Raw genomic sequence first — 24,872 nt, 5'->3', positions numbered from 1 at the left:
ACAATACAGCATGGGGGGCCTCCTTTTTTATTCAGTAAGTGGATGGGTGATGGCAGTGTAGTGGGGAAAGGGAAAGCGCGCCAGTGACAAAACTGGCAGGGGGGACCCGCCAGCTGTCACCTGCGCCGCCTTTGTCTACGAAGCCGGGTTGGCGCAGAGGGCTTATGTGTTTGCCAGAACCTGGTTGCAGAACCATTTTTTGCTGGCTCATTTACGGTGCCTCCACAGGGACGGTGGCGATCGGGCGGGCAATCATGATTGCCGTTTCACTGAGCGCATTCAGATCGCTTACCTGAGTACACTGGCGGGCCATGACCTGCGGATCGCCGTCCGGAAACCAGCCCTCATTGAATGACAGGGTGTAAAACTGGGTATGCCGCTTGACTTCACAGCGCCAGGCGCGGCCAAGATTGTTTCTGTCGATAAGCCAGCGGGGATCTTTCGCTTCAACAAAAATTTCATATTTAGAGGGTTGAGTGACATGTCGATCTGAATTCGTTTTGCTCCAGAAAATGGCAGTGTAAGAAATGTTGTGTTTACCGTACTGAATACTGGCATCTCGTCCGGGTGTGACCTCCGGATGGAGGAGAATAACTATCCCGGCGGCAATCAGTATTATCAGCGCTAATATAGGATGCTGTATCGGCCGCCAGGGGATTTTACGTACCGCCAGCAGCCAGACCAGGGTAATAATAAACACGTAGAGCAGGGCGAAGAAAAATTTACTCGGTTCATAGATGACGACATCCACCAGATCGCCGGTGGCGGGCTGATACTGTTCCGCCCGCGGGGTGAGCATCCACATATCACCGCTGAAGAGGCACATTCCGGTGATGATGGCGATACCGCCGATAAGAAACAAGACAATACGGATCAGAATCGCATTCGCTTTATTCGCGCCTGGGGTTAATTTTTGCATTTCACATTCCGTTGTGAGAGGAGAGGCAACTATTTTGCACAGCGGAGGGCGCGCGGCAAATGCTATCCGTTTTATATTTTTACGATGAATGAATATGGGCGAAAAGAACGTTTCTGTGGCTGGAGGTATTATTCTGACGTTATTAATAACCGGGCCGCTATTTCGACCCGGTGACAGCGATTAAATCGAGGTGCGGCGATAATTGCGATATTCCGGTAGCCAGAAATTATCGCTGATCGCTTGCAGCAGCGCTTCGGCGGAGGTTTTCACCGCCACGCCTTGCTCCTGGGCCACCTTGCCGACCGCGAAGGCAATTGCCCGTGAGACGGTCTGGATATCCTTCAGCTCCGGCAGCACCGGACCTTCGCCGTTGTTGACCAGCGGCGAGTGCTGCGCCAGGGTTTCGCTGGCAGCCATCAGCATCTCGTCTGTGACCCGCGACGCGCCGGAGGCGATCACCCCCAGTCCAATACCCGGGAAGATATAGGAGTTATTGCACTGGGCGATGGGATACTGCTTGCCTTTCACGGTAACCGGGGAGAATGGACTGCCGGTGGCGACCAGCGCCTCGCCGTCGGTCCAGCTCAGGATATTCTGCGGCGTCGCTTCCACCCGTGAGGTTGGGTTGGAGAGCGGCATCACGATCGGCCGCGGGCAGTGCTTGTGCATCTCGCGGATAATCTCTTCCGTGAACAGTCCCGGCTGACCCGAGACGCCGATCAGGATGTTCGGCTTCACGTTGCGCACTACGTCCAGCAGGGACAGCGCCTCGCTGGTGGTATCCCAGCTCTGCAGCTGCTCACGCTTTTGCACCAGCTTGTTCTGGAACGGTAGCAGATTAGGCATGCCGTCGGTTAACAGGCCGAAGCGGTCAACCATAAACACGCGCTGGCGGGCCTCTTCTTCACTGAGTCCTTCGCGGACGATCTGGGCGATAATCTGTTCAGCGATACCGCAGCCGGCCGAACCCGCGCCGAGAAAGACGATTTTTTGCTCGCTCAGCTGGCTACCGGCGCCGCGGCTGGCGGCGATCAGCGTCCCGACGGTCACCGCCGCGGTGCCCTGAATATCGTCGTTAAACGAGCAGATTTCATTGCGGTAGCGGTTGAGCAGCGGCATGGCGTTCTTTTGCGCAAAATCTTCAAACTGCAGCAGCACGTCCGGCCAGCGGGCCTTAATCGCCTGGATCACGTCGTCAACGAACTGATAGTACTCGTCGTCGGTAATGCGTGGATGGCGCCAGCCCATATACAGCGGATCGTCGAGCAGCTGCTGGTTGTTTGTTCCGACGTCCAGCACGATAGGCAGGGTGTAAGCCGGGCTGATGCCGCCGCAGGTGGTGTACAGCGACAGTTTACCGATCGGGATCCCCATTCCGCCGATCCCCTGGTCGCCGAGGCCGAGAATGCGCTCGCCATCGGTGACCACAATCACTTTCACGTTGTGGTTCGGGACGTTTTGCAGGATGTCGTCAAGGTTATGGCGATTCTGGTAGGAGATAAAGACGCCGCGGGCGCGACGATAGATCTCGGAGAACCGTTCGCAGGCCGCGCCTACCGTCGGGGTATAGATAACCGGCATCATCTCTTCAAGGTGGTTGCCGATCAGGCGATAAAACAGGGTTTCGTTGGTGTCCTGGATGTTACGCAGATAAATATGTTTGTCGATTTCAGTTTTGAATCCCTGATACTGGATCCAGGCGCGTTCCGCTTGCTCTTCGATAGTTTCAACCACTTCCGGCAGCAGGCCGAGCAGATTGAAATTGCTGCGCTCTTCCATACTGAAGGCGCTTCCCTTGTTGAGCAGGGGGAATTCAAGCAGAACGGGACCCGCGTAGGGGATGTACAGGGAACGGTTTTTCTTATGGGTAAATTGCATCGCACTAACTCCTTGATCATGACCACAGTCCCGGCGCGGCGATAAGCGAAGGGCGGGTGGAAAGCAGCGGGCAGAGTATAGAGCAGAAGGTCTTCAAGCGGGTAAACAAGCAGTCAATTGCCATAAAAAAACACCATCCTGGCAACAGGACGGTGTTGTTTATCATCACTCAGGCTGAAAATTAACCACCGCGGCGTTTGCGGCCGGTAGCATGGATGTGGTTGATGGTGGTTTCTTCATCGCCTTCCAGCACCACTTTTTTCTGCCGGGAAAGCTTATAGTTCAGACCGAGAAGATGACGTGCCTGATGGTTCGATTTCATTCTGACTCCTTTATCCTGTTCTGGTTTCAAGGGCAAACCCGGTAATGACCGGATGAAATGTAACCCAAAGTCGGCCGCGCGTTTTTTGTGCGGCCACAGGTAGGGTGGTCCATTTTCTCGGTAATAGCAACCCTGGGGAGCCAGATTAAGAACAGTCCTCCTTGCGCGCCGCAGGGGTCACCACTTCATCTCACCGGTATTAACTTTGGCGCTTAACTCCAGCGAGCTGGTCTCCGCCAGGCCCGGCCACTGTGCCTCCATCGCCTTGATCACCCCGGCCGAATCCGAATGCGTCTTCAGCGCCTGCTCGAACTGCTGGAGATAAGTTTTTGTAAAGCGCACCGCGCTGTCTCCCTCCGGCGGGGTGCCGAGATAATGGCCCGGGATCACCCGCTGCGGGTGCAGGGCGATCATCTGGTCCAGCGTATTACGCCATTGCTGACGACTGGCCGGCGTCTGGGTGTCGGCGGTCCAGAGATGCATACCCCACGCCACGCCGGTGCCGCCGAGGATCGTTTTGTTCGCCCGGATCCAGACGAACGCCGCGTAGTCATGCGGCTGCATGATGGTCACTTTCTCGCCATCGATGGTAAAGCTGTTGGCCTCCAGCGCCTGCGGGACATACACCTGCGTCGGCGCGCCGTCTTTCATTTGCGGGCCCCAGTACGCCAGTTTGGCCGCTTTGGTGGTTGCAATATGTTTGACGACCTCCGGCGTGGCGACCACCTCCGCCTGCGGGAAGGCTTTTACCAGCGGCTCAAGACCAAAATAGAAATCCGGATCGCCAGAGGTGATCACAATCCGCGATAGCGGTTTGCCGTTTTTCCTGATCATCTCCACCAGCTTTTCCCCATCTTTGACGCTGAACTGCGCGTCGAAAAGTACCGCTTCATGCGGACCGGAAACGAGGGTCGAGTTGACGGCAAAAAGTCCTTTTTCCTGCGGGTTGTAAGTTTGCAGCGTCAGAGGCGCCGCGAAGACCGCGCCGCTGAACAGGGCGGTAGCAACAGCAAGGGCAGATAATTTCATGATTTATTCTCAGTAACAGGTGAATGCGTTCCATTGTACGGATTTCGCTATTTGATAAAATTCCTGAAACAAGAGATGCTGAGTTTCATAAAACGTGCAGATCAGGGGGAGTGATGGACAGGGTGATTGCTGCGCAGGTGTATCTGCGCATCTGCGAGCTGGGAAGTCTTAGCGCCGCGGCGCGGGCGCTGGGGATGTCGCGCCCGATGGTGAGCCGCTATCTGGAACAAATGGAGAGCTGGGCCGGCGCCCGGCTGATCCATCGCTCAACCCGGCGGCTGACGCTGACCCCGGCCGGGGAGAAGGTGTTGCTCAAGACCCGCGGTTTGACGCGGATCGCCGATGAAATCGCCGGCGAGCGTCAGCGGGCCGATCCCAGCGGCACACTGCGCGTCGCCTGCGCGCACTTTACCGCCATGCAGCTGATCTCTCCGCTGCTGCCGGACTTTCTCGCCCGCTATCCACTACTGCGCCTGGAGCTGGATATCAATAACCATCCGGTCAGCCTGATCGGCGAGCGTATCGACGTGGCCATTCGCATTACCGACAACCCGGAGGCGGGGGCCATCGCTCGTCGCCTCGGAGTGTGCCGTTCGCTGCTCTGCGCCGCGCCGGGCTGGATGCGCCAGCATGGCCCATTGACGACGCCCGACGATCTGCAACGACATAACTGCCTGCTATACAGCCATTTCGCCAGCCAGCACTGGCAGTTCAGCGATGCGCAGGGGCGGGAAGCGTCGGTGGCGGTGAACGGTAATCTGAGCGCAGGGATATCTTCATTGCTGCTGGAGGCGGCGGTTGCCGGGTGCGGCATTGCGATGCTTCCCGAACTGGAGGCCCGGGGCGCGATTGCCAGCGGCACGCTGGAGGTGGTGCTTCCGGAGTGGACGCCAAAGGCGTTGAGCGTTTACGGCATCTATCTTTCCCGCGACTACCAATCTGACGGATTACCGCTATTTCTTGATGCGCTGCAGAGGCGTCTGGGAGAGGAGACTGGCCACGGCTGAGTCTTGGCGCTTCGCGCCCCGACAGCACCGGCGGAAGGCAATTCCGCCGGTAGGCTGACGTTGAGCTTTATTCGTTGCCCCACTGATTAAGGAAATTAGCGATATCGTCAATGCGGTCTTCGTTAATGGCCGCCTCGCGGGCCATTTCTCGCTGCGCCTCTTCGTCAATCTCTTCGTTATTAGTTAACCGCGCAATCAGCAGTTGGAAATAGCGCGCCAGCGCATCGCGTTCTTCATCCTTTACCGGCGCAGCCGCTTCGGTCTCGTATTCGTCCACGATGTCATAAAATTTCAGGGGGATGTCATTACTCATCTGTCGTCCTCAGGGGTGGCGTCGGGGCCAGGGTTAGCGCACAGCGGCGGGCGGACATCATAGCATGCGGCCAGAGTAGCGGAGTGGAGGAAAGAAAAAATTGCCGCAACCGGGAGGCGAGGGGCCAGTATATAGCCGCAAGGGTTGGCCGGGAAAATACCGGCGCGCGCTGGCGCGCGTCGGTATGCCGGGAGGCTTAGACCACACCATCCCCGCCGTCAGAACACCACACCTGTCCGGAGGTATATGAGCAGGCATCGGATGCCAGGGTGACATACAGCGGGGCGATCTCTACCGGTTGCCCCGGGCGCCCCATCGGCGTGTCTTTGCCAAACTGTTTCACCTTCTCGTCCGGCTGGCCGCCGCTGGATTGCAGCACCGTCCAGTAAGGGCCAGGCGCTACGGCGTTCACGCGAATGCCTCGTTTCGCCACCTGTTTAGCCAGCGATTTAGTGAAGATCGCGAGACAGGCTTTGGTCTGCGCATAATCGAGCAGGATCGGGCTGGGTTTATACGCCTGCACCGAGGTGGTATTGATAATCGCGCTTCCGGCCTGGAGGTGAGGCAGTGCGGCGCGGGTGATCCAGAACGGCGCGTAGACGTTGGTTTTAAAGGTAGCGTCGAAATCTTCGGTAGTGAGTTCCTCAAGGGTTTCACAGTATTGCTGACGCCCGGCGTTATTAACCAGGATGCTCAGACCTCCCAGCTGTTCCACCGCGTCGGCCACCAGCGACTGGCAGAAGGATTCTGAGCGAATATCACCCGGGAGGGCGACCGCGGTGCGCCCTTCGGCTTTGATCAGGGCAATAACTTCATCCGCATCCTTTTGCTCTTCGGGCAGATAGTTTATCGCGACGTCGGCACCTTCGCGGGCAAAGGCGATCGCCACCGCACGGCCAATACCGGAGTCGCCGCCGGTAATTAACGCTTTCTTACCGGCCAGTCGCCCGGAGCCGGTGTAGCTGGTTTCACCGTGGTCCGGGGATGGCTCCATTTCCGCATCCAGACCCGGCGGGGTTTGTTCTTGCTCCGGGAACTCCGGACGTGGAGCCGTCTCTTCTGGCAACATGGAGGTGGGTAACTTCTTCATTGGCGGTTTTTCATCTTGCATAGTCATCTCCTTCAGACAGAACGGGCCAGCTCTAAGAATAGGTCAGCTTCTCCTGGCGACAGCCCCTGAATGACTCGCAACATCGCAGTCAATGGCCAACCGTAGGCGTAACGGTATGCCTTAACCGACTGATCCTTGGCGTATTTCGGGGGATAGCGTTGCGTTATTATTGCTGACGTTAAATTAGGATTATTCCATCCTTAATCAAGGACCGAGGGCTATTTTCGTAACGCGCATGATCTTTTTCTCGAGTTACGATGAAGGTGCTGCCTGAATAAACGATGAAGATGTTCATTCGCAAATCATGGCCTATAAGATTATACCTCTTTAGGGGTAATATTCCTGGGGTTGTGTTCCGCGAGATAAAGAAATATTTATTCATTAAATCGTTTGCATTTTTTTACAAACGGCCGTTGGACGATTCTGTTTTACCCGCCGGTGAACATAACCTACGTCAAATAAAGGAGTTGTGTGAGGTATATTTTATCTTACCGCTTCGTTAGTAAAGCTTTATTTTGTCAGTGCGCGGATGGGTATCTGAAATTAATTTGACTCCTGCAGGCATTCCTCTAGTGTTAGATATCGAGGGCGATGATTTGTAACAGGGTCATTTTCCATTTACCAACCGATATTGATCAAACCAAAGGTGAAAATTATGGCAGAGCATAGAGGCGGTTCAGGTAATTTTGCAGAAGATCGTGAGAAAGCATCCGAAGCCGGGCGTAAAGGCGGACAGCACAGCGGCGGGAACTTTAAAAATGATCCTGAGCGTGCATCCGAAGCCGGTAAGAAGGGTGGTAAGAACAGTCATGGCGGCGGCCGTAAATCCGGTGACAGCTAGCGACTGATGAGCTGTGACGCCGACAAATCGGCGTTGAGACAAAACCTGTGGGCCAGATGGTCCGCAGGTTTCTGCATATTCAGGGTTTATTTATCTATAACGACATTCATTATCCGCGATGTGGGGAAACTAAAAGGTGAGGAGGAAATCGCCGCATCACTAGCAATAAAAGACGGCCGCAGCGGCAATAAATTAGCCGGACGGTAAAGACAGAAAATAACGGAACGGGACAATACGCAACGCTGTTTTCTTTTTTATGCTTAGGCAAAAGAAAGACATTTTCAGCGTAAGGTTTAGCGCCTGATGCTGCGGTCAGAGCGTCGATAAAATGGTCGCTCAATATTGTTCGGTCCTAAGGTAATAAAATGAAGTTGACGCCAGTGTTTATTAAGCGCTGTCATCTTGTCGCCGCCGTTATGTGGGTGGGTCTGGCGATACCCTCGTTAATCTGGTGGAAAGACAGCGTACTGTGGGTCATTCTCATCAGTATTTATGCCAATATTGTTGGCCATTTATCCGGATATAGCGCAGCGCGAGCTGACCAGGCGGCGGAAGAGAGTGAAGATTCCACGTCAAAATAAAAGGTTAATGATCAGAGGTGTATATGACGGATATTGAAAATTATCACAACTGGCTTCGCGATGCGCATGCCATGGAAAAACAGGCTGAGTCGCTGCTGGTGGCCACCATCAGACGCCTCGATAATGAACCGCAGTTACGCACCCGCCTTGAACAACATCTCTATGAAACCCGACGGCAATTGTCCGCCCTGCAGGATATCATCGCCCGCAACCATATTTCCCGCTCTGCGCTGAAGGATGCGATGAGCCGGGTGGCGGCGTTAGGACAGACCATTGGCATCATGCTGCCCGGTGATGAGGTTATTAAAGTGATTATCACTGCCTACGTTTTTGCCCATTTTGAGGTCGCCTGCTATACCGCTTTATTAACGGCGGCGAAAAGAGTAGGCGACCACAGCGCGATGCATACACTGGAGGGTATCCTGGCTGAAGAGAGAGGAATGGCTGATTGGCTGCTCCATTATCTGCCAGCGCTGACCGGGCAATATCTTATGGATACCGATATGCCTGGCGTTGAGGCCGGGCATTAAGCCGCCGGAGAACGCTATGGTCAAACGGCAAACCATCGCGCTCCTCGCCGCCGAGGAAGAGGTTCCGCTGGTATTAACCGCCAGGCAGCAGGCGCTGGTGGACGCGGTAGCGAACAGGATGCTACCAGCGGAACGCAATCCCGTATCGCCTGTCGGCAAACCGCGCGCGAAGGCCGGGGCGGGGTCCGGATCGCGCTGAGGCGGCTGACAGGGACGGGCAGAACGCGAGGTGAGAGTGATGCAACGGGAAGAGTGGTTTCACAGAGCGGTCATCTATCAGGTTGACAGTTCGCTCTTTTATGATGCCAATGGCGATGGTTTTGGCGATCTCGCGGGCATTCGCCAAAAGCTACACTACATTCGCAGCCTCGGAGCGACGGTGCTCTGGCTGACTCCGTTCTATCTCACTCCTCTGCAGGATGATGGCTATGATATCAGCGATCATCTGCAGCCCGATCCGCGGTTCGGCACTATCGCTGACGTGATTGAGCTGATTGCCCGCGCCCGCGAGCTGGGACTGCGGGTGATCGTTGAGCTGGTGATCCAGCACACCTCCGCGCAGCACCCGTGGTTCCAGGCGGCGCGACGCGATCCCCGGTCGCCGTGGCGGCCGTATTATCTGTGGGCCAATCGGCCGCCGGAAAACGACGATCCTCCCATGTTTCCCGGCGTTGAGGAGAGCGTCTGGCGCTGGGACGAACAGGCTGGGCAATATTATCGCCACATGTTTTATCACCACGAGCCCGACCTGAATCTCGCCCATCCGCCGGTGATCGCTGAAATCGAAAACATTATCACCTTCTGGCTGCAGGCTGGGGTGTCTGGCTTTCGTCTCGATGCCGCGTCACATCTGGTCAAGCAGGCCGGAAAGGGCGACGAGACGCGCGGCTACCCGCTGCTGACCCATCTCCGGCAGGTTGTACAGCGCCTCAATCCCGATGCGATACTCCTGGGGGAAGTGGACGTCGCGGTAGAAGATTACCGTCATTATTTCGGCCAGGGCGATCGGCTGCAGATGGTGCTTAATTTCTGGCTTAACAAATACCTCTACCTCAGCCTGGCGCAGCAGCGCGCCGCGCCGGTGGTGAAGGCCCTGCAGGCGATGGTGACCCCGCCGGACGGGTGCTGCTTCGTCAACTGGCTGCGCAACCATGATGAACTGGATCTTGAGGGGATTGGCGAGCGCAACAAGCGCCAGGTTATCCGCACCTTTGCCCCTGATAAATCGATGTCCGTTTACCAGCGCGGCGTACGCCGAAGACTGGCGCCGATGCTGGACGGCGATACCCGACGCATAGCGTTAGCCCATGCTATCCTGCTGGCGCTGCCCGGCGTGCCGGTGATGCGCTATGGCGACGAGATTGGCATGGGTGATGATCTCTCCTTACCGGAGCGTTACGCGGTCAGAACGCCGATGCAGTGGTCGGCCGCGGCCAACGCCGGCTTTTCCCGGGCGGCGCGGGATGATTTGCCGGTAAAACCGGTGGCCAGCGGGCGGTTCCGCTACCAACGGATCAATGTCGAAACGGCGCTGCGCCATCCCAGGTCGCTGCTGCATCGGGTACGCAATATGGTATTGGCGCGCACGGAATATACTGAACCGGGATCCCTCCCTTTTACTCTCCTTACCCTAAAGCCCGACGCGGTGCTGGGCTTGCTCTATCGCAGCGAATCGCGGGAGGTACTGATGCTGGCCAACTGCAGCCAGCAGGCGGTAGAGGTCCTGCTCCCGACGCTGGCCGAGGGCTACTGGAGCCCAATTCTGGAAGATAAGCTCTATCAGGATGGCCTGCACGGCGGGAAAGATGCGCGGCTGGCACTCTCCGGGTATGGTTACCGTTGGTTCAGCCGCAGCCTGAGTTAGCGCCGTTTTCCGGAACGACGGAACAACGCCCGCAGCGCCATCGTCGCCACCGCTACCCCGACGCCGGCGGCGACTTTACCCGGGAGATCGGCGCTGATGGTGACTGCTTTACGCCGTGCGCCATCGTTAAAGGGGCCGTGGCCCGGATGATTGCCGCGCACCGGCGTGAACAGGTCGTCCTGTTGGTCTGACGACTTTGGCTGACCGGTAAACTGTCCCTCCCACGCTTTTTTCACCATCAGCCGATCGAGCAGGCGAGGGAAGAAGACCTGGCCGAGGATCGACTGGATGGTGCTTTTTCCGACCCACAGCTCGTTGACCGGGCGCTGGATGACGCTGTAAATAGCCTCGGCGGCGACTTCCGGCTGATAGACCGGGGGCACCGGCTGCATGGCCTGATCCATTTTGTTTCGCGCCCAGCCAAACTGGGCGGTGTTCATCCCCGGCAGTTGCACCATGGTCAACTGGATGTGGCTTTTCTCATGCATCAGTTCGGTTCGCACGGCATCGGTAAAGCCGCGGATCGCCGCTTTCGCTCCGCAGTAAGCCGACTGCAGTGGGATTGAACGCCAGGCCAGCGCCGAGCCGGCCTGAATAATCACCCCCCGATCCCGGGGGATCATGACCTCCAGCGCTGCGCGGGTGCCGTTCACGTACCCGAGATAGGTCACCTCCGTCACCCGGCGAAACTCCTCCTCGCTCATCTGACGAAAGGGCGCCAGCACGGTGGTCATGGCGTTGTTGATCCAGACGTCGATTGCCCCGAGGGTGGTTTCCACCTCGGCGGCGGCGCGCTGCAGCGCCCCGGCATCGACGACATCGGCGCTAATAGCCAGCGTTTTAATGCCAAACCGTTCACAGGCCTGTTGCGTCTCCTGTAAACCCGTTTCGTCTCGGGCGATCAGCGCCACGTGATATCCAGCGCGGGCGAAACGCAGCGCGGTAGCTTTGCCCGCTCCCGCGGTTCCACCGGTAATAACCATCACAGACATAGTGACCTCATTATGTTTTGGCTTTCACAATATTGACTGTACGGATCGGTTAATTATTTCTCACCAATGGCAATGACGAGGTGGGAAATATCCTGGAATAAGCGCAATGTGAATCAGGCGGCATCTCCTGGTTAGTTTCGGCAGATCCTGCATACTTCGGCGAAGGCGTTCTATAATTTGTAGGATCCCTGACAACCAGCGAGGAGGAAAAATGTTAATGTTGAACGTTGTTAACGGTGAAAAAGAAGAGGATGACGCCACTCGCGCTCCGGAATCAGGTGATAAACAACCGGAGCGTGATAAATAGCGAAGCCGATACTATTCCTGCTCAGGAATAATGGATATCTGGCCGTTACGCTCGAGAATAGCGAATTTGATCGCTTTCAATTCATAAATGCCATGGTGCTGCCTGGCCGCCAGCAGGATATCATCGACAGAGATATTGACGAGCTTAATCTTCTCGTCGATGACAGCACCATTTTCCACCACGATAACCGGCGTACCATCGAGAAAATTTTCTGCCTGAGCAAATTTTTTCTTAATATAGCCGAACAAAATATCAATACTAACCAGGGTAACGATAGTCAGCATCGACCCGGTAACCGAATAGTCTGTGCTGAGCATCGCCTGCTGGGTGGCTTCGCTGATAATCAGCAACAGTATCAGGTCAAAGTTGGTTAATTGCATCAGGGTTCTTCTGCCGGCAATCTTAAAAATAATCAACAGGATCAGATAGATTGCTGCGGCTCTAAGGACCATTTCCATAGCGACTCCTACGGATAGACAAACTGCTGCCAGGTTACAGAATAGCGATCGTTAACTACCGCCTGCAGGGAGATATTACCGGCCGTTTTTGGGGTAACGGCTAACCACACAGATATCGGTGAAGGGGGGGGCGACCGCTGATAGACGAGATGTAATTTCCCGTCGGCGCTATACATTTTATCCGGCTGCGGACGGACATCACCGATCTGGTAGCGGGTTAATAACGGGGCGGCGAAGCTGATAATGGTGTCGCTGGCCGTATCCGGTTTAATCTGAATATTAAGCTCGGTTTCACTCATCAGCCTGGCATAGCGCTGATAATCGACGCTTAATTCGCCTCCACTGGTTTCCCGGTGTGCTTCACTGAAATAACCGGAGGACCACAGGCCGCTTAACGCGGTAAGAATGATGAGACTCAAAACAATTATCCCATAGCGGCGGAAGCGATATTCAAAGCGTAAGGAGCGTTCATTCTCATCGACGATAGGACAAGGCTGTTGATTCTTAATCATTAATATTTTCCCCGCGTTTCGTTTCGCCAGGAGCGTAACGATAAGGACATTCTTATATTAGACGATATCAGAACAATTGACTTTGTAAAAATGGCCAGCCTCAGCCAGGCTTTATTCTCATCGTCAGCAAAAAACGGAGGCATGATGAAAAAACTAGCATTGGCCATGGCATGTCTGTTTGCCGTAGGTGTCGCGCAGGCGGACGATAAGGGAGGGTTTAGCCAGGATGCAGCGCCGCCGCCGCCGCACAAACTCGATGACGGCTATCGCGGCGTCGAGGATGGCCGGATCATGACCGTTGAGCAGGCGAAAACCATGCACGATGGCGCGACCGTTTCGCTGCGCGGCAATCTGCTCAAGCGGCAGGGAGATGACCGTTATCAGTTTCGTGATAAAAGCGGCACCATCACCGTTATTATCCCGGTCGCCGCGTTTAACGAACAACACGTAGAGCCAGACGATCTGGTCAATATCAACGGCAGTCTGGATCGCAAAATGACGCCGCCGGTCGTGCGAATCGATCGTCTGCTCAAGCAGTCGCCTAAGTAAGCGGAGCACGTCGATATGAGCACCTTTTCTCACTCGCAAGACGAAGAGCGCGGTAAGCAACCTGCCCGTGAGGCGCCCGGGGAGCAGGGCGAAGTTCCGCGTAAACGGGACGACAGCAAGGATGACAAATCCGATCCCTGGCATCCGCAGGATGGCCGATAGCGTCACCCTGCGTCACCAACGACACGAAAACCAGGGGAACGTGGGAGCCAGAGGCTGCGAAAAGACGCAGCTTCGGCATCACGCACTATACTTTTTGTTCGACATCACTACAGGAGGAATCAAATGGCGATTCATAAGAAAGGGCTAGCGCACTGGGAAGGCGACCTGAAGCATGGCAAAGGCACCGTGTCGACAGAAAGCGGGGCGCTGAGCCAGCAGCCCTACGGATTTAACACCCGTTTTGAGGGGGTGAAGGGCACCAACCCTGAGGAGCTGATCGGCGCTGCACATGCCGCCTGCTTTTCGATGGCCCTGTCGCTGATGCTCAGCGAAGAGGGATATACCGCAACGTCTATTGACACTACCGCAGTGGTCACCCTCAATAAAACCGACGGCGGCTTTGCGATTACCGATATCGCGCTGCAAAGCCAGATCGTCCTGCCGGACGTGTCTCCGGCGGCGTTCGATGAGATCATCCAGAAAGCGAAAGCAGGCTGCCCGGTATCGCAGGTGCTGAAGGCCAACATTACCCTCGATTACCAGCTGAATCCGTAAGCCGTCGTGCCCGCGTGCTGCGGGCACTCTTTCCGCAATATCTCTCCCAATGCTGTCCAACAGTGGTATCTTTTGTCCTTTAGTTGCACGTAAGGGATACCATCATGATCGGCATTCGCCGGATGATCGAGGCGCAGGTGCTCGGCCTGACCGGCATGGCGCTAAAAGAGATCGACTTTGAACGACCCAAAGGAGAGCCGGGGCTGTTTGGTCCCCAGTCGGCCATCTGGCAGGTGCACGGCGATTTTACCTCGATGCTCTGCGGCGGCATTAGCGCGCTGTTGCTGCAGATGCTGCATCCTCTGGCGCTGGCCGGCGTCTGGGATCACTCTCGTTTTCGCGAGGATATTTTGGGCCGCCTGCGCCGCACCAGCCAGTTTATTTCTGCCACCACTTTTGCCACTACCCCCGACGCCGAACGGCTGATCGCCAAAGTACAGGGGATCCATCAGCGGATCGCCGGGGTGGATAAGGACGGAACCCCGTATCAGGCGAGCGACCCGGCGCTGTTAACCTGGGTGCACGTCGCCGAGTGCAGTTGCTTTATGGCCTCCCACCTGCGCTACAAGCGGACGGTGGTCAGTCCCGAGCGCCAGGAGGACTATTTTCGTGAGTCGGCGGAAATCGCCCGGCGGCTGGGGGCTCGGGATATCCCTCAGACACCGCAGGAGGTGGCGGACTATCTCGAGGCGATGCGCCCGCGACTGCGCTGCGACGAACGTACCCGGGAGGTCGCCGAGGTGCTGCTCTCCACCCGTCTGCCGGGGCGGATGAGCCAGCCGGTCGGCCGGGTGATGATGAACGCAGGAATTGACCTCCTGCCGGAATGGGCGCAGGAGATGCTGGGATTGTCGCTCACGCCGCTGCAGCGGCGCACGACGCGCCTGATGGTGCATGGCGTGGCCCGCGTACTGCGCGCCTCGGTACGCAACGGCGCCTGGCATTGCGCCATGCGCCGGATGACGGAGGCGTGATTCAGTTCGCTTGGCCCAGGTGACCGGCAATCAGCGCCTGCAGAATGCCATCCGCCCGCCACTCGCTAAGCGCGTCGTTTACCGCGTGAAAACGGTCCACGTCCGCCCGGGCGACGCAGATGGCCTGCTGGATCTCGGTAAAATTATCCGCCAGTACCCGCACCCCGGCGTGCTGACGGGCTGTCGCCTCCAGCGGCTGGCGGATGCCGGCGACCATATCCCCTTCACCGGCGAGGAAGGCGTCGATTGCCTCCTGCGAAGAGGGAAGGCGATGCAGGCTGGCGTGCTGCAGATGGCGGGTTAGCCATAGATCGTATGCGGCGTTTTGTCCGACGTTAATGGTGGTTGCCGGGCGATCCATGTCGGCCACGCTCTGGCAGGGCGAATCAACGCTGACCAGCGCGGTACCCTGGATGGTGATATAGGGCGAGGTAAAGCGCAGGGTGGCTTCCCGCGCCGGATCGATGGCCAGAAAGGCAATATCCCAGTGCTCGCCACCGGCGTCAGCCACCACTTTACCCGCGGCAGGATAGGGAACGAATTCGGCGCTGACGCCCCAGCGCGTCGCCAGCCGATGGCTGAGCTCGACGGTGATGCCCGCGGGCTTTCCTGTCTCCCCGAGATGGGCCAGGACCGCATTGCCCAGATTAATGGCGAAACGCAGCCGGGATGGTTTGTTATGTGACATCGCTGACTCCTGTGGTGGCTAAGCTAAAGTGGCCCGACCTGTGGCCACCCTTCAAAAGATAGTTCATAGGCGCAAGGTTGCAGCGTTCCAACGGCACATACAGTAAATAGTCATTACCGACCGCCGCGATATCGTTAAACGGCAAGGCAATGGCTTTTATATTGTTAAGCATAAACTCAGTTTGTCAGTTTATTCTTCCCGCTCACAAAGGGAGAGAAATAATGACACAACATAATTTTGAAAATGATAATAAATATCATGAGCGTTCGGTGCAGGCGCGAAAGAGTACCCTTGTTAGCGTGGTGGTTAATATTTTCCTTTCTGCCTTACAGGTAGTCGTGGGAATATTTTCCGGCTCTCAGGGATTAATTGCCGACGGAATGCACTCTTTTTCCGATCTGGTCGCCGATGGCGTGGTATTGATGGCGAATAAAAAGAGCCGTCGACCGTCTGACCACGATCACCACTATGGCCACTGGCGCTATGAGAACGGCGCCTCCCTAATCATCGGCGCGATTCTGCTGCTCGTCGGGGGTGGCATGCTATGGTCCGCGGCGGGCCATCTCGCGCAACCGCAAACTATTCCGCCGGTGCACAGCGCGGCGCTGTGGATGGCGCTGGTGGCGCTGGCCGTCAAGGAGGGGCTGTTTCGCTATATGCTGGCGGCCGCCAGGCGGCTGAATTCGTCGCTGCTTATCGCCAATGCCTGGCATGCCCGCTCTGACGCCGCATCCTCCCTGGTGGTGGCCTTGGGGATTATCGGTAATCTGGCCGGGTTCGCCTGGTTCGACCCGCTCGCCGCGCTGGCGGTGGGGCTGCTGATTGCGCGCATGGGCTATCGTTTCGCCGCCAGCGCGCTGCATGATTTAATGGACCGTGCGGTTGATGAAGAGATGCAGCAGGCGATCGCCGATACGCTGCGAACCACGCCGGGCGTGGCGGGCCTCCACGATCTGAAAACCCGTAAGGCGGGGGATCTGGTGCTGGTGGATGTCCATCTCGAGGTGGCTGGCGAGATGTCGGTAGCCGAAGGACATCAGATTGCCCGTCACGCGCGGGAGCGGGTGCTGGCGCAGCATCCGGTGCTTAATGTGATGGTGCATCTCGATCCCTGCGAAGCGCAGGGGTTGACGAAAGCGGTCTGATACACCCGGTAGCCTAAGCGGAAAAATGAATTGGCTCAGCGGTTATTTTTTCTTCTGAGCCATTATTGCTGGCGCATTGATTGCCTGAAATATAAAAAAGGCCCATACTGAAAACGCCATTACCATCGCTAAATAATGGCGCAGATCTGCCCATCGCAGTTAACGATAAAATAAACCAATCGGCTCATAGATAATCTCTATTCTGTATTCAGAGATAATGACCAGAGCGGTAATTCAGGAAGTCAGACAATGATCATTCGGCCAGAACAACACTGGTTTCTTCGCCTATTTGACTGGCACGGCTCCGTGCTGTCGAAAATCATCTTTCGCCTGCTGCTAAATGTGCTGATGTCGATCATCGCCATTATCAGCTATCAATGGTACGAACAGCTGGGGATCCACTTAACCGTGGCGCCGTTCAGCCTGCTGGGGATTGCGATTGCGATTTTCCTCGGCTTTCGCAACAGCGCCAGCTACAGCCGCTTCGTCGAGGCGCGCAATCTGTGGGGGACGGTGCTTATCGCCGAACGCACGCTGGTGCGTCAGCTGCGCAATATCCTGCCGGCGGAACACGATGCCCATCGCCGCATCGTCAGCTATCTGGTGGCCTTTAGCTGGAGCCTGAAGCACCAGCTGCGCAAAACCGATCCGACGGCTGACCTGCGGCGGTTGCTACCGGAGGAGAGGGTGACGGAGATCCTCGCCAGCTCAATGCCCACCAACCGGATCCTGCTGCTGGCCGGCAACGAAATTGGCCAGCTGCGGGAGGCGGGCAAGCTCAGCGACATCACTTACGGGCTGATGGACAACAAACTCGACGAGCTGGCGCACGTGCTGGGCGGTTGTGAAAGGCTGGCCACCACCCCGGTGCCTTTCGCCTATACCCTGATCCTGCAGCGTACCGTCTACCTGTTCTGTACGCTGCTGCCGTTCGCCCTGGTCGGCGATCTGCACTACATGACGCCGTTTGTCTCGGTCTTTATCTCTTACACCTTTTTATCGTGGGATTCGCTGGCGGAAGAGCTGGAAGATCCGTTCGGCACCGCAGCCAATGACCTGCCGCTGAACGCGATGTGCAATACCATCGAGCGCAATCTGCTCGACATGACCGGTCAGCATCCGCTGCCGGAGACGCTGCGTCCGGATCGTTACTTCAATCTGACCTGAGCCTGGCCCACCGGGCGGTTTCGCTGCCCGGTCATCACTTTCCGTAGTAATTTATCCGTCACAGCACCGCGGTGAAAACCGCAAAATTTGCAAATAAGTTAAATTTAACACCTGATAGATAACATCAATTATACAGAATTGTGGTGTATGTTATTATTCAGTTAACAAACGCAGTACCTACGCTTTCCCATCGTACTATCCTTGAGAAACAGCATTCTTTTCAGGTGACGCCATGCGATTCACGCTTCGTCGCCGGGGTTGTCGTACGCCTTTTTCGGCTAGCGACAGCCAGAACAGAGCAGCAGGAGTAAAGAGATGACCAATAAAAGACGCGCGGTTCCCGGTGTTCACCCCTATGACGGTCCGGCAGGCGGGTGGGGCGCGTTGAAGGCCACGGCCATCGCCGTGCGCACCCAGATGGATGCCTTTGAGGCGCCCGCCACGCTGCTGCGTACCAACCAGCCGGACGGTTTTGACTGCCCGGGCTGCGCCTGGCCGGATAAAGAACATAAATCGACCTTCCAGTTTTGCGAAAACGGCGCCAAAGCCGTGACCTGGGAGGCGACCACCAAACGGGTGACGCCCGCATTCCTCGCGGCAAATACCGTATCTTCCCTGCTGGCAAAAAGCGATTTTGAACTGGAGGGCTACGGCCGCTTAACCCATCCTTTGGTTTACGACCGGGACAGCGATACCCTGCGTCCGGTGGCGTGGGAGCAAGCCTTCGCCCGTATCGGCGAGATCCTCCGCGGCCTGCAGCCGGATGAGGTTGAATTCTACACCTCTGGCCGAGCCTCCAACGAAGCGGCGTGGCTGTTCCAGCTGTTTGCCCGCGAGTATGGCACTAACAACTTCCCCGATTGCTCCAACATGTGTCATGAATCCACCAGCGTGGGCCTGCCACAGTCGATCGGCATTGGTAAAGGCACCGTCTCCCTCGACGATTTTGACCAGACCGAGCTGGTGATCTCCATCGGCCATAATCCGGGCACCAACCACCCGCGGATGATGGGCACCCTGCATGAGCTATCCCGCCGCGGCGTGCCGATTATCGTTTTCAATCCGCTGCGTGAACGGGCGCTGGAGCGTTTTGCCGATCCGCAGAACGTGATGGAGATGGCGACCCGGCGCTCGACGCCGATCGCCTCGACCTACTACCAGGTACGGGCCGGGGGCGACGCGGCGGCGCTGAAAGGGATCGCCAAAGCGCTGCTGCAGCTGGAGGAGGAACAGGGCAATGTGCTCGACCACGCGTTTATCGCCCAACATACCCAGGGATTCACCGCCTTCGCCGATGACCTCCACGCCACCCGCTGGCAGGATATCGAGCAGGAGTCTGGCCTGACGCGCGAATCCCTGACCCAGGTTGCGGCGGCTTACGCCAAATCCAGGGCCACCATCGTCACCTACGGTATGGGCATCACCCAGCATAACAAAGGCACCTCCAACGTGCGTCTGATTGCCGACCTGCTGCTGATGCGCGGCAATATCGGCAAGCCGGGGGCCGGGATCTGTCCTTTGCGCGGTCACTCGAACGTCCAGGGTAACCGCACTGTCGGGATCAGCGAAAAACCCTCCGCGGCTTTCCTCGACAGCCTGCAGCGGGTGATGGGGATTACGCCGCCGCGGCATCATGGCCACGATGCGGTAAAAGCCCTGGAGGCCATGATCGCCGGCGAAGCCAAAGCGCTGATCTGCCTTGGGGGCAACTTCGCCGTGGCGATGCCGGACCACGAACGCGCCTTCCCGGCGATGCGCGGCCTTGAGCTCAGCGTTCACGTCGGCACCAAGCTCAACCGCTCACATCTCCTGACGGCGAAAGAGACCTTTATTCTGCCGTGTCTGGGCCGCACCGAGCTTGACCTGCAGGCCAGCGGCCGGCAGTCGATCACCGTCGAGGATTCGATGTCGATGGTGCATGCTTCGTCGGGCAAGCTTAAGCCCGCCTCGCCGATGCTGCGCTCGGAGCCGGCGATTGTCGCCGGTCTGGCGAAGGCCACCTTGCCCGCCAGCAAAGTGGACTGGCAGTACCTCGTGGAAGACTACGATCGCATTCGCGATCTGATCGAACAGACCATTCCTGGGTTCGAGGATTATAACCAGCGCATTCGCCATCCTGGAGGCTTCCGCATGCCGCTGCCGCCGACCGAGCGCATCTGGCCTACCGCCACCGGTAAAGCCATGTTCTCGGTATTTAAAGGGGTGCATGAGAACGTGGTGGTGGAGGGTGAGGACGTGATGCGCCTGGTGACGCTGCGCAGTCATGACCAGTACAACACCACCATCTACGCGATGGATGACCGCTACCGTGGCGTCTTTGGCCGCCGCGACGTGCTGTTTATGAACGAGCAGGATATGGCCGCCCAGGGTCTGGAGCATGGCGATCGGGTGGATATCCATACCGCGCTGCCAGACAGCGAGCTGACGCTGGAAGATATCACGGTGGTGGCCTACGGCATCGCGCCGGGCACCGTCGGCGCCTATTATCCGGAAGCCAACGTGCTGGTGCCGCTGAACTATCTCGATGAAGAGAGCGGCACCCCTTCGTATAAGTCGGTTCCCGTTCGCCTGACGCTGCGCTCGAAAGAGATCCGTCCGCCGCTGGCCGGGGGGCGCTAAAAAGGTATAGCGCAGAGCGGCGTCGCGCCGTCCTGCGCCCCGCAGCACCTCGTGGTGTCCTCGCTTGAATTTATCGCTAGCGAAACTAACATTCTGGTAACCTTTGCGCGGCCCCGGGGGTGAACGGCGGGGTTCAAACGGGAAAGAGAATGGATATTAAGCAACTCAAGTATTTGATCGCGCTCGATCAGACGCGCCATTTTGGCCAGGCGGCGGCGGCCTGTCATATTACCCAGCCGACGCTCTCCATGCGCATTCGTAACCTGGAAGAGGAGCTGAACCTGACGCTGATCCAGCGCGGCCAACGCTTTGAAGGTTTTACCCCGGAGGGAGAGCGGATCCTGGCCTGGGCGCGGGCGGTGCTGGCCGCTCATGACGGCCTGGCGGCAGAGGCGGCCATCTGTCGCGGGCAGATGGTCGGCCAGCTGCGGGTCGGTATGGTGCCGCTGGCGAGCCTCAATCCGATGCAGTTGATTAAACCCCTGGCGGAGAAATATCCGGCGCTGCAGTTCAGCCTGTTGTCGATGACCTCGGAGCAGATTATCGATGGCGTCAGCCGTAATCAGCTGGATCTGGGGATTTGTTATCTGCAGCATCTGGATGAAGGTCAGTTCAAGATTGCTCGCTTGCCGCAAACCCGGATGGGACTGCTGCACGATAAACGCCATTTCGACTTCAGCGCCGGGACGCCGGGATGGGAGACGCTGGCGACGCTGCCCCTCGGCTTTCTGACCAAGGGGATGTATTACCGGGAATCGATTGAAATCAGCTTTAAGGCCAAAGGGCTAACGCCAAGGTATGTCTTTGAAAGTGATTCGACGTTTCAGATTATCCAGGCGGTGCAGGCGGGGATCTGCTGCGCCATTATGCCGCTTAACAACGGCCTCGAAGCGCTAAGCGATAATCTTGAAATTCTGCCGATCGCCGAAACCCATGTTGATTCACAGCTGGCGCTGATTATGCGCCAGCAGGAACCAGTCTCGACCCTGGCGGAAAAATGCTTCGCCGAGGCGCAGGGGATATTTGGCTGAGGCCGGGCCGCAGACCTGGCGGCTTGTCACTAAAATGCCTAAACGCCCCTCTGATGGGAGAGTGTCAATATAGCCCCGGTGATGCTGGACCGTTGGTAAAAGTGGTATTGCGGCGCCGCTTAATGCTGTCCAGAAGTTACAAGCCTTAATGACAATTTTTTATCCCTCCTGCAGTACACATCACAAATATTAACTATGGCAACAGCCGTCATTCACTCAACAAATAGGGAAACCGTATGGATATGGAAGCAACCGTCATGGAACTCATCATTAACGCCGGTGAGTCCCGCAGTCTGGCGATGCAGGCGCTGCAAGCCGCCAGAAAAGGAGTGTGGCAGGACGTTGACAGGCTGATGCAGGACGCCGCAGATGCCGCAAAACGCGCGCATGATGTACAAACCATGCTTATCGGTATGGATGAGGGCTGTGGCAAAGTACCGGTTAATCTTATTCTGGTACATGCCCAGGATCATATAATGACCTCTATGCTTGCGCGGGAGTTGATCGCGGAGCTTATTGAGGTTCAGCGCCAGCTGCAACATCGCAACTGATAAAATATGTCGCCGCCGGCACCCTCGGCGGCGACCGCCATCAGATATTCTCCAGACGAATGCCCCGCGTTCTCGGGCCGAAGATCCCCACCGACAGCATCACCATCAGCATACTGACGACGATAAAGCTAATTACTCCCGGCGTGCCGGCGTATTGCAGAATAATGCCGATCAGAATGCTGGTCACCGCGGTCGAGAGCCGGCTGAACGAGTAGCAGAAGCCGACGGCGCGGGCGCGAATATGGGTCGGGAAGACCTCGGCCTGGTAGGCGTGGTAGCTGATGGTCAGCCAGGCGTTGGACCAGGTGATCATAAACCCGCAGATCACCAACAGGATCGGACTGTTTTGCAGAGCGAACAGGGTGCCGAAGATAACGGTCATCAGCGCGGAGAGGACAATCTGCCACTTGTTTTCAAAGCGATGCACGAAGCGGGTGCAGAACAGACAGCCCAGCGGATAGGCGAGGGTGATAAAGAAGGCGTACAGCAGGCTATGGGTGATGCTGGCGCCCTGACCGGAGAGCAGCGCCGGCAGCCAGTTGCCAAAGCCGAAGAAACCGATCGCCTGGAAGAAGTTCATCACCATCAGCATCAGGGTGCGCTGCCGATACTGCGGCGCCCAGATTTCGCGGAAGGTGCCGCGTTTGACGACGCTCTGTGCCGCATGCGCATGCTTCGGCGACGGCGTCAGGCCGCAGCGGGCTTCCATCTCACACATCACCGTATGCGCGTCATCATGCCGCCCTTTGCTTTCCAGCCAGCGGGCTGACTCCGGTAGCTTTTTGCGGATAAACCAGATCGCCAGCGAGAACAGTGCGCCAAAGATGATCACCCAGCGCCAGCCGCTGAGGCCGAACAGGGTGGTCGGCACCAGCATCCAGGACATCAGCGCCACCGCCGGAACCGAGAGGAACTGGATGAAGAAGGCAAAGGCAAAGGCTTTATTGCGCAGATGGGTTGGCACCCATTCGCTGAGGTAAGTATCAATGGTCACCAGCTCAATGCCGAGGCCGATCCCCACCAGAAAGCGGAAGAAGATCACCCCTTCCGCGCTACTCTGCGTCGCCATCAGCAGCGAAAAAAGACCGTACCAGGCGAGCGCCACCATAAAGGTCAGGCGGCGGCCCAGTTTGTCCGCCAGCGGCGCCAGCAGACTGGCGCCGATAAACAGCCCCATAAAGGTGGCGGAGGCGAAGGCCGCCTGGTCGGCGATGCCGAAGATGCCCGCCTGTCCGGTGTGGAAAATGCCCTCCGCCAGCAGGCCCGCGCTGATATACCCGGTCTGGAAGAGATCGTAGAGCTCAAAGAAGCCGCCAAGTGAGAGCAGGGTAATAAACGACCATAACCCAAATGAGGCGGGCAGCGCATCAATGCGTCCGGTTAAGCTGGCGTGCGGTTGTCCTGGCGAAGCATAGGGCGTTTCGCCGAGAACCTGGGTGGTAGACATGGTGTTGTGTTCCTCAGGAAGAATGGTTTGCCCGCTAATGTTAATTGATTGTTAATAGTTTTAAATTTTTAATCCTTAGCCTTAGCGACATTCTTTAGCGTAAGATCGCGCTGGGGAGACATAAAGTTGATATTCATGCTGGTTTTCGCCGCATCCCAGCGACGGAATTGAAGTAAATCACCGCTGACGGCATTTTAGTCGCCTGGCGATGTCACGCCACGCAGGAACCGCGAAAGACAAACTAAACGAATCGTCACCGGCGGCGTTTTCGTGCTTTACCCATCATTACCCCGGGCTATAATGTGCCCACTTTTATTCAGGAGTCATACGTTGGACAGTCACCCTTATTGCGATTTTCCGGCAAGCTAACGCGATCATTTCGCTGCTTGCCGTCCCGGCGGGCAGCAATCTCTCAGTTCCGGATTGCCTCCCTCAATAATTTATGCGCCATTGAGCGCGAGAGGCAGCGTTATGTTTATGTTTTCCAGACCCTTATTTCCTCCACCATCATCCACCGGCTAATCGCCCGGCGCGGCTGAGCGCTACATCTGTAATTTTTGGCTTTCTGTTTTCTGGAGGAAGGCGCGATGGTATTTCCTTATATGACACATTTACTCGCGGCAATGTTGTTGGGGGCGCTGATCGGCGCGGAAAGACAGTGGCGACAACGTATGGCCGGTTTACGCACCAATGCCCTGGTGGCCACCGGCGCGGCGGTGTTTATTCTCAGCGCGATGTCGGCCTCGCCGGACAGCCCGGGGCGTATTGCAGCGCAGATCGTCTCCGGTATCGGCTTTCTTGGGGCAGGGGTGATTATGCGCGATGGTATGAACGTCCGCGGCCTCAATACCGCCGCCACGCTGTGGTGTTCGGCCGGGATCGGCGTACTCTGCGGCCTGGGACAGTTCTGGAACGCGACGGCGGCTACGCTGATTATTCTGTGCGCCAATATCCTGCTGCGCGAGGCGGCGCAGCGCATTCATGCCTTGCCGGGGGCCGGTGACGAAGAGAAACGCTATGTCTTACGCGTCACCTGTCTGCGCGAACATGAAAATGCCGTACGTCAGCTGTTGCTGAATATTGCGCAGCAGCAGCGGTTTACCCTGCAGGGATTGCAGTCGGCGGCGGCGGACACCGCGGACCATCTGGAGATTTGCGCGCAGCTGATTAGCCATAAGCAGCACCAAAAAACGCTGGCGCAAATTATGGCGCAGATGGGCGTTCAGCAGAACGTCACATCGGTGCACTGGCGTGTCGGAGAGGCGTAGGGCTGGCGGCGGAGCAGCGGAAATGGCCGCTCGTCGCGCGATTCGCCATCCC

The 24,872-nt window shown here is 57.2% G+C and carries 29 protein-coding genes; 17 read left to right on the top strand and 12 right to left on the bottom strand.

Annotated elements, in window-relative coordinates; all coding sequences use genetic code 11:
* Positions 1 to 211: 211 nt before the first annotated feature.
* On the bottom strand, positions 212 to 919 hold the full coding sequence (locus tag DR88_RS13835; RefSeq protein WP_025861969.1) for a hypothetical protein: 708 nt from the start codon (positions 917 to 919) through the stop codon (positions 212 to 214).
* A 180-nt stretch (positions 920 to 1,099) separates the two neighbouring features.
* Positions 1,100 to 2,797 carry an NAD-dependent malic enzyme gene (locus tag DR88_RS13840; RefSeq protein WP_002906125.1) on the bottom strand — a complete coding sequence of 566 codons (1,698 nt, stop codon included), beginning with the start codon at positions 2,795 to 2,797 and terminating at the stop codon, positions 1,100 to 1,102.
* 56 nt (positions 2,798 to 2,853) lie between these two features.
* Between DR88_RS13840 and DR88_RS30730 the strand changes: the two genes are divergently transcribed.
* Positions 2,854 to 2,982 carry a hypothetical protein gene (locus DR88_RS30730; protein WP_002906122.1) on the top strand — a complete coding sequence of 43 codons (129 nt, stop codon included), beginning with the start codon at positions 2,854 to 2,856 and terminating at the stop codon, positions 2,980 to 2,982.
* Here the strand turns inward: DR88_RS30730 and sra are convergent.
* On the bottom strand, positions 2,979 to 3,119 hold the full coding sequence (gene sra, locus DR88_RS13845) for a stationary-phase-induced ribosome-associated protein (RefSeq protein WP_004143727.1): 141 nt from the start codon (positions 3,117 to 3,119) through the stop codon (positions 2,979 to 2,981). The two genes, DR88_RS30730 and sra, sit on opposite strands and share 4 nt — an antisense overlap.
* Before the next feature lie 177 nt (positions 3,120 to 3,296).
* Complete coding sequence (locus DR88_RS13850) at positions 3,297 to 4,148, bottom strand: Vmh family MBL fold metallo-hydrolase (RefSeq protein WP_004184172.1); 852 nt, start codon at positions 4,146 to 4,148, stop codon at positions 3,297 to 3,299.
* A 113-nt stretch (positions 4,149 to 4,261) separates the two neighbouring features.
* On the opposite strand from DR88_RS13850, the gene DR88_RS13855 reads away from it, so the two are divergent.
* Positions 4,262 to 5,155: a LysR family transcriptional regulator gene (locus DR88_RS13855; RefSeq protein WP_025861970.1), complete on the top strand. Its 894-nt coding sequence runs from the start codon at positions 4,262 to 4,264 to the stop codon at positions 5,153 to 5,155.
* Between the two features lie 67 nt (positions 5,156 to 5,222).
* Here the strand turns inward: DR88_RS13855 and DR88_RS13860 are convergent, their stop codons facing one another.
* Together DR88_RS13860 and DR88_RS13865 are read right to left on the bottom strand one after the other, a co-directional pair.
* Entirely contained in the window at positions 5,223 to 5,468 is a 246-nt protein-coding gene (locus DR88_RS13860; RefSeq protein WP_002906114.1) for a YmjA family protein, read from the bottom strand.
* A 196-nt stretch (positions 5,469 to 5,664) separates the two neighbouring features.
* A complete protein-coding gene (locus DR88_RS13865) occupies positions 5,665 to 6,579 on the bottom strand; it encodes an SDR family oxidoreductase (protein ID WP_004151242.1) in 915 nt (304 codons plus the stop codon).
* A gap of 655 nt (positions 6,580 to 7,234) precedes the next feature.
* Between DR88_RS13865 and DR88_RS0125845 the strand changes: the two genes are divergently transcribed.
* The 5 genes from DR88_RS0125845 to DR88_RS13885 all read left to right on the top strand — a co-directional run bounded on the left by DR88_RS0125845 (position 7,235) and on the right by DR88_RS13885 (position 10,395).
* On the top strand, positions 7,235 to 7,420 hold the full coding sequence (locus tag DR88_RS0125845; RefSeq protein ID WP_004143718.1) for a con-10 family general stress protein: 186 nt from the start codon (positions 7,235 to 7,237) through the stop codon (positions 7,418 to 7,420).
* Positions 7,421 to 7,785: 365 nt separating this feature from the next.
* On the top strand, positions 7,786 to 8,001 hold the full coding sequence (locus tag DR88_RS13870; RefSeq protein WP_004143717.1) for a hypothetical protein: 216 nt from the start codon (positions 7,786 to 7,788) through the stop codon (positions 7,999 to 8,001).
* Positions 8,002 to 8,024: 23 nt separating this feature from the next.
* Positions 8,025 to 8,531: a ferritin-like domain-containing protein gene (locus tag DR88_RS13875; protein ID WP_004151243.1), complete on the top strand. Its 507-nt coding sequence runs from the start codon at positions 8,025 to 8,027 to the stop codon at positions 8,529 to 8,531.
* A gap of 16 nt (positions 8,532 to 8,547) precedes the next feature.
* The gene (locus tag DR88_RS13880; RefSeq protein ID WP_025861971.1) at positions 8,548 to 8,730 is read left to right on the top strand and encodes a hypothetical protein; all 183 of its coding nucleotides are present in this window, start codon (positions 8,548 to 8,550) and stop codon (positions 8,728 to 8,730) included.
* A 39-nt stretch (positions 8,731 to 8,769) separates the two neighbouring features.
* A complete protein-coding gene (locus tag DR88_RS13885; RefSeq protein WP_004148484.1) occupies positions 8,770 to 10,395 on the top strand; it encodes an alpha-amylase family protein in 1,626 nt (541 codons plus the stop codon).
* On the opposite strand, the gene DR88_RS13890 is transcribed toward DR88_RS13885, so the two are convergent.
* The 3 genes from DR88_RS13890 to DR88_RS13900 form a co-directional block, all read right to left on the bottom strand.
* Positions 10,392 to 11,387, bottom strand: coding sequence for an SDR family oxidoreductase (locus DR88_RS13890; RefSeq protein ID WP_004148483.1), 996 nt, complete (start codon positions 11,385 to 11,387; stop codon positions 10,392 to 10,394). The two genes, DR88_RS13885 and DR88_RS13890, sit on opposite strands and share 4 nt — an antisense overlap.
* A 318-nt stretch (positions 11,388 to 11,705) precedes the next feature.
* A complete protein-coding gene (locus tag DR88_RS13895; protein WP_004148482.1) occupies positions 11,706 to 12,152 on the bottom strand; it encodes a DUF421 domain-containing protein in 447 nt (148 codons plus the stop codon).
* 8 nt (positions 12,153 to 12,160) lie between these two features.
* Positions 12,161 to 12,664 carry a hypothetical protein gene (locus tag DR88_RS13900; RefSeq protein WP_025861972.1) on the bottom strand — a complete coding sequence of 168 codons (504 nt, stop codon included), beginning with the start codon at positions 12,662 to 12,664 and terminating at the stop codon, positions 12,161 to 12,163.
* Between the two features lie 144 nt (positions 12,665 to 12,808).
* Here DR88_RS13900 and DR88_RS13905 point away from each other — a divergent pair, with 144 nt between their 5' ends.
* The 4 genes from DR88_RS13905 (at position 12,809) to DR88_RS13920 (ending at position 14,904) form a co-directional block, all read left to right on the top strand.
* On the top strand, positions 12,809 to 13,213 hold the full coding sequence (locus tag DR88_RS13905; protein WP_002906035.1) for a YdeI family stress tolerance OB fold protein: 405 nt from the start codon (positions 12,809 to 12,811) through the stop codon (positions 13,211 to 13,213).
* Between the two features lie 15 nt (positions 13,214 to 13,228).
* Positions 13,229 to 13,375 carry a hypothetical protein gene (locus DR88_RS30725; protein ID WP_002906033.1) on the top strand — a complete coding sequence of 49 codons (147 nt, stop codon included), beginning with the start codon at positions 13,229 to 13,231 and terminating at the stop codon, positions 13,373 to 13,375.
* Positions 13,376 to 13,498: 123 nt separating this feature from the next.
* Positions 13,499 to 13,930, top strand: coding sequence for an OsmC family protein (locus tag DR88_RS13915; protein WP_002906030.1), 432 nt, complete (start codon positions 13,499 to 13,501; stop codon positions 13,928 to 13,930).
* Between the two features lie 104 nt (positions 13,931 to 14,034).
* Complete coding sequence (locus DR88_RS13920; protein ID WP_004176040.1) at positions 14,035 to 14,904, top strand: oxygenase MpaB family protein; 870 nt, start codon at positions 14,035 to 14,037, stop codon at positions 14,902 to 14,904.
* 1 nt (position 14,905) lies between these two features.
* Here the strand turns inward: DR88_RS13920 and DR88_RS13925 are convergent, their stop codons facing one another.
* Both DR88_RS13925 and DR88_RS0125840 read right to left on the bottom strand, forming a co-directional pair.
* Positions 14,906 to 15,592 (bottom strand): ABC transporter substrate-binding protein, encoded by a 687-nt coding sequence (locus DR88_RS13925; RefSeq protein WP_032443888.1) that lies wholly within the window; start codon positions 15,590 to 15,592, stop codon positions 14,906 to 14,908.
* Positions 15,582 to 15,764, bottom strand: a complete 183-nt coding sequence (locus DR88_RS0125840) for a hypothetical protein (protein ID WP_004143707.1) — start codon at positions 15,762 to 15,764, stop codon at positions 15,582 to 15,584. The genes DR88_RS13925 and DR88_RS0125840 overlap by 11 nt, the downstream gene beginning before the upstream one ends.
* Before the next feature lie 49 nt (positions 15,765 to 15,813).
* Between DR88_RS0125840 and DR88_RS13930 the strand changes: the two genes are divergently transcribed.
* The 5 genes from DR88_RS13930 to DR88_RS13950 all read left to right on the top strand — a co-directional run bounded on the left by DR88_RS13930 (position 15,814) and on the right by DR88_RS13950 (position 22,105).
* Positions 15,814 to 16,737 (top strand): cation diffusion facilitator family transporter, encoded by a 924-nt coding sequence (locus DR88_RS13930; protein WP_004214054.1) that lies wholly within the window; start codon positions 15,814 to 15,816, stop codon positions 16,735 to 16,737.
* 249 nt (positions 16,738 to 16,986) lie between these two features.
* The gene (locus tag DR88_RS13935; RefSeq protein ID WP_004148478.1) at positions 16,987 to 17,904 is read left to right on the top strand and encodes a bestrophin family protein; all 918 of its coding nucleotides are present in this window, start codon (positions 16,987 to 16,989) and stop codon (positions 17,902 to 17,904) included.
* Positions 17,905 to 18,219: 315 nt separating this feature from the next.
* Positions 18,220 to 20,523 carry an FdhF/YdeP family oxidoreductase gene (locus DR88_RS13940; RefSeq protein ID WP_004148477.1) on the top strand — a complete coding sequence of 768 codons (2,304 nt, stop codon included), beginning with the start codon at positions 18,220 to 18,222 and terminating at the stop codon, positions 20,521 to 20,523.
* A 149-nt stretch (positions 20,524 to 20,672) separates the two neighbouring features.
* The gene (locus DR88_RS13945; RefSeq protein ID WP_002906016.1) at positions 20,673 to 21,554 is read left to right on the top strand and encodes a LysR family transcriptional regulator; all 882 of its coding nucleotides are present in this window, start codon (positions 20,673 to 20,675) and stop codon (positions 21,552 to 21,554) included.
* 236 nt (positions 21,555 to 21,790) lie between these two features.
* Positions 21,791 to 22,105, top strand: a complete 315-nt coding sequence (locus DR88_RS13950; RefSeq protein WP_004180041.1) for a PTS lactose/cellobiose transporter subunit IIA — start codon at positions 21,791 to 21,793, stop codon at positions 22,103 to 22,105.
* 40 nt (positions 22,106 to 22,145) lie between these two features.
* Here the strand turns inward: DR88_RS13950 and DR88_RS13955 are convergent, their stop codons facing one another.
* Positions 22,146 to 23,552: an MFS transporter gene (locus DR88_RS13955; protein ID WP_004143698.1), complete on the bottom strand. Its 1,407-nt coding sequence runs from the start codon at positions 23,550 to 23,552 to the stop codon at positions 22,146 to 22,148.
* A 587-nt stretch (positions 23,553 to 24,139) separates the two neighbouring features.
* On the opposite strand from DR88_RS13955, the gene DR88_RS13960 reads away from it, so the two are divergent.
* A complete protein-coding gene (locus DR88_RS13960) occupies positions 24,140 to 24,820 on the top strand; it encodes an MgtC family protein (protein ID WP_002906011.1) in 681 nt (226 codons plus the stop codon).
* The last annotated feature ends 52 nt before the right edge of the window (positions 24,821 to 24,872 follow it).

Source organism: Klebsiella pneumoniae, from assembly GCF_000742135.1.
Classification (GTDB): domain Bacteria; phylum Pseudomonadota; class Gammaproteobacteria; order Enterobacterales; family Enterobacteriaceae; genus Klebsiella; species Klebsiella pneumoniae.
Note: the sequence above shows the minus strand (reverse complement) of the source record. Positions and strands in the feature narration are given on the sequence as shown.